The organism is Streptosporangium sp. NPDC006013 (genome assembly GCF_040614275.1).
GTDB lineage: Bacteria > Actinomycetota > Actinomycetes > Streptosporangiales > Streptosporangiaceae > Streptosporangium.
On the sequence record NZ_JBEXUE010000317.1, the window covers coordinates 1 to 12040 of the forward strand.

Consider the following 12040-nt stretch of genomic DNA (forward strand, 5'->3'; position numbering starts at 1 on the left):
GGAGTCGCAAGATGGATCGTCGTCGTTTCCTTGCCGGCAGTGGTGCGCTGGCCACGGTAGGGGTGGCCACCCGGGTGCCGGTGACCTTGAGGCCGCGGAGCCGGCCGATGTTGTCGAACGACCCGAAGCCCACCCTGCCGGAGGTGAACGTGGTGTCGACGGCTGTCATCAGCGGAGACTTCGCGCCGTCGACGTACACGGCGATCTCCCCCGAGTCGGCGCAGTGCTTCACCCGGATCCGGTGCCACTGCGTGTCGGTGACGGCGGGCCTGGCGCCTCTGGAGCGCACCTCGTCCCACTGATCCTCGATCCGCACCCGGTCGGCGTTGTTCACGGCGAAGATCCCGTTGTGCGGGTAGATCGTGTTATCCGTCGACAGGTGGGCGTAGTAGAACTGGGTGTCGCTCTGGTAGCCGAACACGACGATCACATCGCGATTGGTGATCTCGACGGGGGTGTCCAGCCTGACCTCGCCGTCGAACCGGACCGAGCCGAACTTCGGCCCCGCCGAGAGCACCGCGTACTCGAAGGGACGGCGAGGGCCGGGGCGAGACTGGCCGGCCTCGGCCAGGACGACCTCCTTCCCGGGGAACCGCCACTTCGCCGGGGTGACGGGGGCCCAGTCCTCAGCCCGGGTCACGTTGGTCACCCGGGTGCGGCCGGCGTCGCAGCCGGCGAACCACCGCGTGCCGGTGACCTTCCAGATCTTGCCGTTGGCCTTGGACAGGATGTAGAGCTCGCCGGCGGTGTCGCGGCCGAACCGGAAGTCGATCCGGGCGTCACCCGCCAGGTCCCGCATCGTGACCCGCTTGCCCGTCCGGTCGTAGACCATGAGCTCGTGGATCGGGGCCCGCTCGGCGCCGATGCGCATCTCACGCTCGGCGGTGTAGAAGATGCGGCCGGTGACGATGTCCCCGAAGAGATACTTGCCGCGCAGCTCGGGCGCCTTGTGGCCGCGGTAGACGAAGCCACCCGAGATCCCGCGCCCGACGTCGGAGGTGCAGTTCCAGCCCGGCGGCGGGTTGTGGTCGTAGGCGGCCACCGGGTAGGTGTAGCCGTACTTCTCGTCGTCGGCGGGCAGCGGGCGGAGGCGCTCGCAGGGGTTCGAGGTGGCCTTGTCGAACACGAACGACCCCTCGCGCTCGCTCCATCCGAAGTTGGCGCCCGCGCGGACCTCGTAGACCGACTCCACGCTCTTCTCGCCGATGTGCCCGAGGAACATGCGGTGCCGTCCCGCCGGGTCCCAGCTGAAGCGGTGCGGGTCGCGCATCCCGTAGGCATAGATCTCGCCGAGCGCGCCCGGCCTGCCGACGAACGGGTTGTCGGCAGGGATCCCGTACCTGCCGTTGGCGCTGTTCCCGGCCCGCGGGTCGATCCGGAAGATCTTCCCGTGTGGCAGCGCCAGGTTCTGGGGCTCGTCGTTGCGGACGCCCGTGCCGCCGTCGCCCACCGCGACGTAGAGCAGCCCGTAGTCCCTGTCGCCCCGCTTGGCGGTCGGGTTGAAGTCGATCTGCTGGATGCCGTGGATCTGGCCCGCGAACCCGAGCCGGAGGATCTCCCGGCGGCTCCCCTGGAAGGTGCCCGCCGACGGGTCGTCCGCCGTCCACTCGGTCACGATGCCGTGGTACAGGGTGCCCGGCTGGGGCGTCAGGTCCGGGGTCTTCGCGGTGGCCGAGGCCAGCTCGGTGTGGACCGTGTAGAACGTGCCGTTCTTCCGGAACTCGGGGTGGAAGGTCGCGAAGCCGAATCCCTGGCCGAGGCCGCGGCCGGAGAAGAACTCGGGGGCGAATGTGGCGCCGACATCGAGGTAGACGTGCGGCGCGCCGTTTTCGAGCAGGTACATCTTGCCGTTTAGGTCAGGTACAAACTTGCGCCCAGACCCATCCGGAATTTCGCCGATGTGATTGATCCGGGCCCAGCGGACCAGTCGCGGGTCGGTCGGCGCCGGGGTCGGCTCCGACTTGGGGAATGAGGCGAACTCTTCGACGGTCAATCCCAGCCCGGATGTGATCGGCTCCTCCGGGATCGGATCGGTGATCGGTTCATCGAGTCGCGCGGCCGCCGGTCGTGCGGACGAAGCGGCTGCTTGTGGCACTTGGGGAAGGCCTACGAGGACGGCGACGATTGTCAGCAGGAACCATTTGGACTTCCGCATCCCGCCTACCTAACAGTCGAGGGGGGCGCCCGGAAAGCGCTTCCCTGAAAGTAGGAGACGATTACGGCTGCGTCAATGACATGTTTCTTCGAGGCTGAAATCGCCCTCGCGGCCGGGCCGGTACGCCGGTGCGGGTTCAGCGGGTGAGGCGGGCCGCCCCGGACCTGGCGGGGGCCGGGCCAGTGGAGGCGCGGACGACCAGCTCGTGGCCGGTGCGCCGGCGCCGGGGGCGGGCGGCGGGAGGCTTGAGGACGAGTTCGAGCGCCTGCCGTCCCATGCCGATCATCGGCAGGCGGACCGTGGTCAGGCCCGGGTAGACGTCGGCGGCCACCGGGATGTCGTCGAAGCCCGCGACCGAGACCTCGCCGGGGATCAGGCGGCCGTCGTGCAGCAGCCAGGACAGCGCGCCGACGGCCATCGGGTCGTTGAGCGCGATGACCGCGGTCAGCTCCGGGTGCCCGCGCATCAGCTGCGCGGTCGAAGACGCGCCGCCCTCGCGGGTGAAGTCGCCGTGTACGACGGGGATCGCCTCCCAGCTCAGGCCGTGCGTCTCGGCGGCGCTCCGCAGGCCGGCGAGCCGGTCCTCCACGGTGGTGAGGTTGGCCGGGCCGCCGACCACGCCGATGTCGCGGTGGCCGAGGTCCAGCAGGTGGCGCATGACGGTCTCCGCGCCGTTGCGGTTGTCCGGCAGCACCGCGTCGACCGGCAGGTGGTGGCGGCCTATCACCGCCACGCGGCCTCCCGCCGAGCTGAAGGACGCGAGCTCGGCGGCGGTACCGACCTCGGTGCTCGCCTCGACGTATCCCGATCCGGCCAGGACGATCGAGGTGACCCGGTGGGCCCGCAGCGTGCGGATGCGCGCCAGCTCGGCGCGCGGGTCGCGCTCGGTCTGGCTGATCATGGCCATGTAGCCGCGGCTCTCGGTCTCGCGCAGCACGCCCCGGGCGATCTCGGCGAAGTAGGGGTCGCCGACGTCGTGGACGATCAGCCCGATCATGGAGGCCTGCCCGCCGGCGAGGGCTCGGGCGTGGCTGTTGGGGACGTAGCCGACCTGGGCCGCCACGGCCTGGACGTGTGCCGCGAGCGCGGAGCTGACGCCGCTGCTCCCGGTCATCGCGCGGGAGGCCGTCGCCAGCGAGACCCCTGCGGCTCGTGCGACGTCCACCAGACGCGGAATGGCTGTGCGCTCTTCCATTCGCGGGATTACCCCCTTGTCACGTCGCTGTAATGCGTGCCATGGTAACCGAAAGCGCTTACGAAAGCGCTTACGAAGGCGAAACCGACCCACGCTCTGGAGGGTTCGACATGGTAAGGGCTCCCCTCGCCCTCAGAAGCCTTGCCTTGGTAGCGATGTGCACTCTAGGCCTTTCCGCCTGCGGCGGCATCGGCGATGAGCCGACCGCCGAGAGCGGTGGCACCGGTCCGGTCAAAGTCGGCATCTCCCTGCCGCTGACCGGCGATTTCTCCGAACCGGGCAAGGGTGTGCGGGAAGGGTACGAGGTCTGGGCCGACCAGGTCAACGCGGCAGGCGGCCTCCTCGGCCGGAAGGTCGAGCTGATCTTCCGGGACGACGCCTCCGACCCCAACCGTGTCGTCTCCGACTACGAGTCGCTCATCACCCAGGACAAGGTCAACCTGGTGTTCGGCCCGTTCTCGACCCGCCTGGTGATCCCCGCCGCAGAGGTCGCCGAGTCCTACAACATGCTGTTCGTCGAGCCTGCGGGCGCCGCCAAGGAGGTCTTCGAGCAGGGGTTCAAGAACCTGTTCTACGCCGCCCCGGCCATCGCCGGCGACCACTACAACTACCTGGCCGAATACATCCTGGCGCTCCCGGCGGACAAGCGGCCCAAGACCGCGGCGTACGCCTCCCTGGACGACCCGTTCGCCCAGGGCACCGCCTACGGCCTGCGCGACAAGCTCGCCGCGGCCGGCATCAAGACCGTGGCCGACGAGGTCTACCCGCCGGAGACCACCGACTTCGCCCCCATCGCCGCCCGGATCGCCAACGCCAAGCCGGACATCGTGGTCGGCGGCACCCAGTTCGAGGACTCCGTCGGCCTGGTCCGCGCCCTGCAGGAACTCGGCGCCCAGCCCAAGCTCGCGGCCTTCTCCACCGGCCCCACCCTGCAGGAGTTCCCCGAGGCGGTCGGCGGCGCGGTCGAGGGCATCCTGTCGCCCGTGGGCTGGTCGCTCACCTCCGGCTTCCCCGGCAACGACGCCTTCGTCAAGCGCTACCAGGAGATGTTCAAGGGCGAGGCCAACGAGGACGCGGCCAACGGCTACACCGTCGGCCAGATCGTGGAGGCCGCGGTCAAGGCGGTTGGCTGCGTCGACCCGACCGAGGAGTGCCAGACGAAGCTCGCGGACCACATCCGCGAGGGCACGTTCGACACCATCGTCGGCCCGCTCTCCTTCGACGACAAGGGCCGCCCCGAGGCCGCGCACATGATCCAGCAGTACGTGGACGGCAAGGTCCAGATCGTGCTGCCCGAGGGTTCCAAGGCGCAGACCACCAAGCTGGTCTTCCCCAAGAAGGACTGGTGACCTGATGCCGTCAGGCTCCCTCCTGCTGCAGGGACTCGTCCTGGGCGTGCTGACCGGCGGCCTGTACGCCCTGCTCTCCTCGGGCCTGTCACTGTACTTCGGAGTCATGCGCGTGGTGATGGTCGCCCACCCGGCGTTCCTCATCGTCGCCGCCTACCTCACTTACACGCTCAACGTCCGCCTCGGGCTCGACCCGCTGCTCACCATCCCGCTCACCGTCCCGCTGTTCTTCGCGGCGGGCGTGGCGATCCAGCGGCTGCTGATCTCCAGGCTCGCCTCCGACACGATGGCGATGATGTCGGTGCTGCTCACCTTCGGCATGGCTCTGATCATCGAGGGCGTGCTCGGCACCGTCTACACCGGCTCCTACCGGTCGATCAGCATGGACTACGCCACCAAGTCGCTGTCGCTCGGCGGGGTCCACCTGCCGTACGACCGCATCATCGCCTTCGGCGTCGCCGCGCTCACCCTCGGCCTGCTCTTCGTGGTGCTGCGGATGACCCGCTTCGGGCAGTCCCTGCGCGCGACCATCCAGCACCCGCAGGCCGCCCGGCTGGTGGGCATCAAGACCGACAGGGTCACCGGATACGGCTTCGGGGTGGGCCTGGCCACCGCGGCGGTCGGCGGCGCTGTGCTCGCCCTGATAACCCCGTTCTTCCCGGCCGCGCACTGGGCCTGGATCGGCAAGCTGATGGCGATCATCGTCGTCGGTGGCCTGGGCAGTGTGCAGGGGGCCGCCGCCGCCGCGCTCATGCTCGGCGTCATCGAGAGCCTGGTGCTGGTCACCGTCGACGCGACCTGGGCCACGATGATGTTCTACGTCTTCCTCTTCCTGACCCTCGTCGTGCGTCCCCAGGGATTCTTCGGAGGCCGCCTTGCGCAACGGTTCTAAGACGAAGGCCGGGCTCGTCGCGCTCGGGGTGCTCCTCGCCCTGGCCTACCCGTGGCTGGCGCCCAACAACTATCTCCTCTACGCGGGCGTGCTCACCGTGATGTACGCGGTGATGGCCACCTCGTGGAACCTGCTTGGCGGGTTCACCGGATACGTCTCCCTCGGCCACTCGGCGTTCTTCGGGCTCGGTGCGTACGGCACCGGCCTGCTGATCACCCGGGCCGAGTGGAACTGGATCCTCGCGCTGCTCGCCTCGGCCGTCGCGGTCGCGCTCTTCGCCGTGCTGGTCGGTATCGCCGCGGTCCGGGTGCGCGGGGCCTCCTTCGTGATCGTCTCCATCGCCCTGGTCTCCATGATGAACCTGCTGGTCCAGGGCTGGCGGTCGCTGACCGGCGGCTCCACCGGCCTGCGGGTGCCCACGCCGTTCCGTGAGCTCAACCGCGGCGAGGCGCACCTGGTGTTCTTCTACCTCTTCCTGGCCCTGCTCGCGCTGACCCTGCTGACCTGGTGGTTCGTCGATCGCTCCCGGTTCGGCAGCGGCCTGCGGGCCATCCGCGAGGATGAGGACAAGGCTGAGTCGCTCGGCGTGCCGACGGCCGCGTTCAAGGTCGCCGCCTACGCGCTGTCGGCGCTGTTCGTGGCCCTGGCCGGCGGCCTGTACGCCGTCTGGTTCCGCAGCCTCGACCCGATCTTCGTCTTCTCCATCCTGATCGGCTCCTACATGGTGCTGATGAGCCTGCTCGGCGGGGTCCGCTACCTGTTCGGCCCGCTGCTCGGCGCGCTCATCGTGGCCCCGGCCGGGGAGTACTTCCTGGTCGCGCTCGGCGAGTCGCAGATCCACCTGACCGCGACCGGCCTGGTGCTGGTGCTCGTGGTCCTGTTCATGCCCGAGGGGATCATCCCGGCCGCCGCGAAGCTGCTGCGCCGGAGACGGCCCCCGGAGACGTCGATCCGCGAGGAGACCGCCGCACAGCGGGCGGAGTTGCAGGAGGCGGCCCGATGAGCACGTCGCTGCGCACCGAGGGCCTGACCAAGGCGTTCGGTGGCGTGACCGCGGTGAACGGCGCGACGGTCGAGCTGGTGCACGGCAAGATCAACGGATTGATCGGGCCGAACGGCTCCGGCAAGACGACCTTCTTCAACCTGGTCACCGGGATGATCCGGCCCGACTCCGGGCGGACCCTCTACGGGGACAGGGAGATCACCCGCTACTCGCCGCACCGCATCGCGCACGCCGGGCTGGGCCGCACCTTCCAGCTCTGCCGGGTCTTCCCCCGGATGACCGTGCTGGAGAACATGCTGGTGGCGGTGCGCCGCACCCGGCTGCGCGAGCTGCTGGCCGGCAGCCACGACCGGGGAGAGGTCGAGCGGGCCCGCCACTGGCTGCGCCGGGTCGGTATCGACCACCTGGAGCACGCCGAGGCGCGCAACCTCTCCTACGGGCAGCAGAAGCTGCTGGAACTCGCGGCCGTCTTCATGGGCGACCCCGAGCTGGTGCTGCTCGACGAGCCCGCCGGAGGGGTCAACCCGGCGCTGATCGAGCGGATCGTCACCCTCGTCCGCGAGCTCAACCGGGAGGGACGGACGTTCCTCGTCGTCGAGCACAACATGGACATGGTCATGGGGATGTGCGACCACGTGATCGTCTTCGACCGCGGCGCCCCCATCGCCGCGGGCCCGCCGGCGGTCGTGCAGAACGACCCCCGAGTGCTGGAGGCCTACCTCGGTGTCTGACGTGTCTGAAATGCCGGCTCCGCCGGGGACCGTTCTCGAACTGCGCGACGTCCAGGCCGGGTACGGCAGGGCGGCGCTGGTGCTGCGCGGGCTGTCGGTCACGGTCCGCACGGGTGAGGTGGTCTGCCTGGTCGGGCCGAACGGCGCGGGCAAGTCGACGGTGCTCAAGGTGGCCAGCGGGCTACTCGTCCCGCGCTCGGGCTCGGTGCTGCTCGGCGGCCGGGACGTCACCGGCGCCTCGCCGCAGGACCTCCTGGGCAAGGGGATGGCCCACGTGCTCCAGGGACACAGCGTGTTCCGCGAGATGACGGTCGAGGAGAACGTGCGCCTGGGCGGCTACACCGTCCGGGACAAGGCCTGGCTCAAACGGCGCATCGAGGCGGTCAAGGAGATCTTCCCGGTGGTCGGCGAGCGCTGGACGAGCATCGCCGGCCTGCTCTCCGGCGGCCAGCAGAAGCAGGTGGAGTTCGCCCGCGCGCTCATGCTGGAGCCCAAGGTGATTCTGCTGGACGAGCCGTCCATGGGCCTGGACCCCAAGACGACCTCGACCGTCTTCGAGCAGATCGACCTGATGCGCCAGACCGGGGTCGCCGTCCTGCTGGTCGAGCAGAACGCCCGCCGCGCCCTGGAGATGGCCGACATCGGCTGCGTGCTGGACCTGGGGCGGGTGCACATCTCGGGACCGGCCAGGGAACTGGTCGAGGACCCCCGCCTGGGCGCCCTCTACCTCGGCGGCAGCGCCGCCAGGAAGGCGCAGGCCGACGGGCCGCCCGACCGCGCGGGCACGGCGCCCGCCGCGGCGGAGGGCGAGGCAGGGAAATCCGGCGGCGCGGGCTCCGAAGCCGGCGGTACAGGCGAGGCATCCGCCGGAGCATCGGGCGCAACCGGGAGGCCGGAAGGCGCAACCGGGAGGCCGGAGGGGACGCCGGTCGAGGCCGACAGCACTCCGGCGTGACGTCCTCCCGGCCGGCCCCGTCCTCCCCGGGCCGGGCCGGCCGCCGCTGGACCGGGGCGGCCGGGGCGTGGCTCGGGCTGGGCGCCGCACCGGCGACGCTCACCATGGGGGCGGCGATGGCCGACCGCCACGGCGGGGCGGTGCCGATCGTCGCCGTCCTGCTCGGCGCTGCGCTCATGGCCGCGCTCCTGTACGGCCAGGGCATGCTGGGCCTGGGCTCGTCCCGCGCCGAGGGCGGCACGCTGACGGATGTCGCGCCCACCTATCTCTCCCCGGCCGCCCGCACCGCGGTGGGCGTCCTGCTCACCCTGGCCATGATCGGCTGGAACGGTTTCAACGTGGGGCTGGGCGGTGCCTCGCTCGGCACCGTGACCTCCCTGCCGGGACCGGTGGGCGCGGTGCTGCTGGCCGCCGCCGTCCTGGCCGCCTCCTACGCCTCCGGCCGGCTGGGCAACCGGATCGCGGTCGTCACCACGCTGGCGGCGCTCGCGCTGGTCGCCGTGTGCGTGATCAGGCTGAGCCCGCCCGTGCTGCCGGTCACCGCCGACGTCCGCGGCATCCTGCCGGACGTGGCGGTCCTGGTCGGGTACGTCGCCGTCTTCGCGCTGCGGGCACCGGACTTCAGCCACGGCCTCGCCGGGCGGCGGGACCTGCTGGTGTGCGTGGCGCTGCTGGTGGTCCCCGCGTCGCTGGCGACCCTGGCCGGCGCCGGGGTGTGGCTGCGCACCGGCTCGCCCGACGTGGTCGCGACGCTGGCGGGCACCGGTGACATCGCGGCGTTCGGCAACCTCTTCGTCACCGCGGCGGTCTTCGCCCCCAGCCTGACCACCACCTACTCCGGCGCTCTGGCGATCAGGTCGGTCAGGCCCGGCCTCTCCAGGACCGCGGCCATGCTGACCGTCGCCGTCCCCGGCACGCTGCTGGCCGTCCTCCGGTTCGACCTCTATCTCCTGCCCTGGCTCTCGGCGCTGGCCGCCGCCCTGCCCCCGCTCGTCGTCCCGATGGCCGCCGAGGCCTGGCACCGCCGCCGGGGCGGCACACCCCGCATGGTCCCCGTCTGGACGTGGGGCCCGGCCGGTGTCACGGCCACCGCCCTGGCCCTCCTCGGCGTCCCCGCCGCCTCCGTCGCCGGCCTCGCCCTGGCTCTCGCCGCCACTGCGCTCAATGCCTTCGGGCGCAGGCCCGCGGCGTTTTCCTGACACGGTTTCCTGACACGGTGCGCGTCCCGGTCGGAACGCCCGTCAAAGATGCCGTACTCAGGCCTCGTTGAGGTCAGCCTCGGCGTGGATGGAGGCCTGGGTTCAGCGGCGGGGGGCGCGGCGGGGCTTGGCGGGAGTGGTGTCGGGGGCCAGTTCGGCGACGAGCCGGCAGGTGTCGTGCACCGGGTCCAGGGTGTTGGCCTGGATGGCCAGCTTCCTCAGCAGCTCGCGGAAGACGGAGCGGTCCGCCGGGTCCAGCGGTGCCAGGACGTGCTCCTCGGCGTGTTCGAGCCGGGTCTGGGTGTCGGCCCAGGTCGCCCTGCCCCGCTCGGTGGCGACGATGCGCTTGTTGCGCCGGTCGGCGGGGTCGGGCCGGCGCTCGACCAGGCCGGCCTGCTCCAGGTCGTCGAGCAGGTAGGTCATGACCGTCTTGTCGACGCCGAGGCGCTGCGCCAGCGCTCCCTGGCCGCCGGGGAGCTCCTGGGCGGCCGCGGTGAGCACCTGGTAGCCCCTGGGCCCGCCGGGAAGGTGGCTGACCAGCGCGTTCGCCGTCCTGACGTAGGCGCGGAAGACCACCCCGAGGGTCCAGCCCAGGTCGCTGTCCAGGGCGTCCGAGGTCTCCATGCCGGGACGTTGGGTTGCGGGCATGTCGCCAGATTATCAGTACTAAAGGTGAAAAAGACCTTCTGTTTGACAATCTATCTGTTTTAAATACGATCTGTCGTGCCATGGTGCCGCACATCCGACATGACGTTCCAAGGAGAGACATGGCCGACTACGGGCACGAGCTGCTGTTCGGAACCTTCCTGACCCCGGTCGCCGAGCAGGCTCAGCGGGTCGTCGCGCTCGCCCAGCTCACCGAGCAGGTCGGCCTGGATCTGGTGACCGTGCAGGACCATCCGTACCAGGCGCGGTTCCTCGACACCTGGACGCTGCTGTCGGTCATCGCGGCGAGCACCTCGACGGTGCGGGTGTCGCCGAACGTGGCGAACCTGCCGCTGCGCCCGCCGGCGGTGCTGGCCCGCAGCGTCGCGACCCTGGACATCCTCAGCGGCGGCCGGGTCGAGCTCGGGCTCGGGGCGGGTGCCTTCTGGGACGCCATCGCCGCCGTCGGCGGCCCCCGGCTGAACGCGGCGCAGGGGGTCGACGCCCTCAAGGAGGGCATCGAGGTCATCCGGGCCGTCTGGGCGACCGGCGGCGGGTCCGTACGGGTCGACGGTAGGTATCATCGCGTCTGGGGAGCCCACCCCGGCCCGGCACCCGCCCACGACGTCGGCATCTGGCTGGGGGCCTACAAGAGGCGGATGCTCGACCTGACCGGGCGGCTCGCGGACGGCTGGCTGCCCAGCAGCGCCTACGCCGCCCTGGACGCGCTCCCGGCGATGAACGCCGCCATCGACGAGGCCGCGGTCGATGCGGGACGTTCACCCGGTGACGTCCGGCGCCTGTACAACATCTCCGGCGCCTTCACCGGCTCGGGAGGCGACTTCCTCCAGGGGCCGGCGCACGTCTGGGCCGAGCAACTCGCCGAGCTCACCCTCACCCAGGGGATGAGCGCCTACATCCTGGCGAGCGACGACCCCGACGACATCCGGCGCTTCGCCGCCGAGGTCGTTCCCGGCGTCCGCGAACTCGTCGAGGCCGAGCGCGGCGGTTCGGGGCCGTCCGCCGCCGACCGGTCCGGGGCCGCCGACGCCGAGGTACGCGGCACGTCGGCGGCCGTCGTCCCGCCCGTCCGGGTCGGCGGCACGTCAACGACCGGCACCTCGCCCGCCCAGGTCAGGGGCGCGGTTCCCGCCCTGGGGGTCACGCCCACCCCGGACGACGGTGTCCGGCTCGCCGACGTCCAGGTCTGGGACGAGAGCACCCGTCCGACAGGTCCTGATCCCGACCCGGATCGCACCTACACCGCCCGGCAGCGGGCGGCCGGACAGCACCTCGTCGACATCCACGACCACCTTCGCAAGGAGCTCACCGAGATTCGCGGGCTCGTCGACCAGGTCACCACCGGTGCCATGGATCCCGGTGCCGCACGCTCGCACATCAACACGATGACGATGCGCCAGAACAACTGGACGGTCGGCACGTACTGCGAGTCCTACTGCCGCGTCGTCACGACCCACCACACCCTGGAGGACCAGAGCCTCTTCCCGCACCTGCGCCGTTCGGACCCCAGGCTCACGCCCGTCGTCGACCGCCTCCAGCAGGAGCACCACGCCATCCACGAGGTCCTCGAAGGCGTCGACCGGGCGCTGGTCGCCTTCGTCGGCCGGCCGGACGGTCACAAGGAACTGCGGGCGGCCATGGACCTGCTCACCGACACGCTCCTGTCCCACCTGTCGTACGAGGAGAGGGAACTGGTCGAGCCGCTCGCCAGGCTCGGCCTGCACTGAACGCCACGCGCGGGTTCGGGGTAGGGCTCTCCCGGCGACCGGCGACCGGCGACCGGCGACCGGCGACCGGCGACCGGCGACCGGCGACCGGCGACCGGCGACCGGCGACCGGCGGTGAAGCGGGAGGCCTGACCCGTGAGAGGCGGGCCAGGGTGTCTCAGGACAGAA

Annotated in this window: 10 protein-coding genes; 7 read left to right on the forward strand and 3 right to left on the reverse strand. The window is 71.0% G+C overall.

Annotation, left to right across the window (positions count from 1 at the left end):
* Together ABZ260_RS35045 and ABZ260_RS35050 are read right to left on the reverse strand one after the other, a co-directional pair.
* Positions 1 to 1843, reverse strand: a 1843-nt coding sequence (locus ABZ260_RS35045; protein WP_355626248.1) for a PQQ-dependent sugar dehydrogenase, incomplete at its 3' end; no start/stop codon positions are given.
* Positions 1844 to 2291: 448 nt separating this feature from the next.
* The gene (locus tag ABZ260_RS35050; RefSeq protein ID WP_355626250.1) at positions 2292 to 3350 is read right to left on the reverse strand and encodes a LacI family DNA-binding transcriptional regulator; all 1059 of its coding nucleotides are present in this window, start codon (positions 3348 to 3350) and stop codon (positions 2292 to 2294) included.
* Positions 3351 to 3505: 155 nt separating this feature from the next.
* Here ABZ260_RS35050 and ABZ260_RS35055 point away from each other — a divergent pair, with 155 nt between their 5' ends.
* The 6 genes from ABZ260_RS35055 to ABZ260_RS35080 are packed head-to-tail and all read left to right on the forward strand — an operon-like array spanning position 3506 to position 9479.
* Entirely contained in the window at positions 3506 to 4699 is a 1194-nt protein-coding gene (locus ABZ260_RS35055) for an amino acid ABC transporter substrate-binding protein (RefSeq protein WP_355626252.1), read from the forward strand.
* A 4-nt stretch (positions 4700 to 4703) separates the two neighbouring features.
* A complete protein-coding gene (locus ABZ260_RS35060) occupies positions 4704 to 5591 on the forward strand; it encodes a branched-chain amino acid ABC transporter permease (protein ID WP_355626254.1) in 888 nt (295 codons plus the stop codon).
* Entirely contained in the window at positions 5575 to 6594 is a 1020-nt protein-coding gene (locus tag ABZ260_RS35065) for a branched-chain amino acid ABC transporter permease (RefSeq protein WP_355626256.1), read from the forward strand. The genes ABZ260_RS35060 and ABZ260_RS35065 overlap by 17 nt, the downstream gene beginning before the upstream one ends.
* Positions 6591 to 7325, forward strand: coding sequence for an ABC transporter ATP-binding protein (locus tag ABZ260_RS35070; protein ID WP_350916896.1), 735 nt, complete (start codon positions 6591 to 6593; stop codon positions 7323 to 7325). The genes ABZ260_RS35065 and ABZ260_RS35070 overlap by 4 nt, the downstream gene beginning before the upstream one ends.
* Before the next feature lie 10 nt (positions 7326 to 7335).
* On the forward strand, positions 7336 to 8280 hold the full coding sequence (locus tag ABZ260_RS35075) for an ABC transporter ATP-binding protein (RefSeq protein ID WP_355626264.1): 945 nt from the start codon (positions 7336 to 7338) through the stop codon (positions 8278 to 8280).
* Positions 8277 to 9479 carry a hypothetical protein gene (locus tag ABZ260_RS35080; RefSeq protein WP_355626258.1) on the forward strand — a complete coding sequence of 401 codons (1203 nt, stop codon included), beginning with the start codon at positions 8277 to 8279 and terminating at the stop codon, positions 9477 to 9479. Before ABZ260_RS35075 ends, ABZ260_RS35080 begins: the two co-directional genes overlap by 4 nt.
* Positions 9480 to 9581: 102 nt before the next feature.
* On the opposite strand, the gene ABZ260_RS35085 is transcribed toward ABZ260_RS35080, so the two are convergent.
* Complete coding sequence (locus ABZ260_RS35085) at positions 9582 to 10127, reverse strand: MarR family winged helix-turn-helix transcriptional regulator (protein WP_355626260.1); 546 nt, start codon at positions 10125 to 10127, stop codon at positions 9582 to 9584.
* A 119-nt stretch (positions 10128 to 10246) separates the two neighbouring features.
* Between ABZ260_RS35085 and ABZ260_RS35090 the strand changes: the two genes are divergently transcribed.
* On the forward strand, positions 10247 to 11872 hold the full coding sequence (locus ABZ260_RS35090; RefSeq protein WP_355626262.1) for an LLM class flavin-dependent oxidoreductase: 1626 nt from the start codon (positions 10247 to 10249) through the stop codon (positions 11870 to 11872).
* Positions 11873 to 12040: the final 168 nt, after the last annotated feature.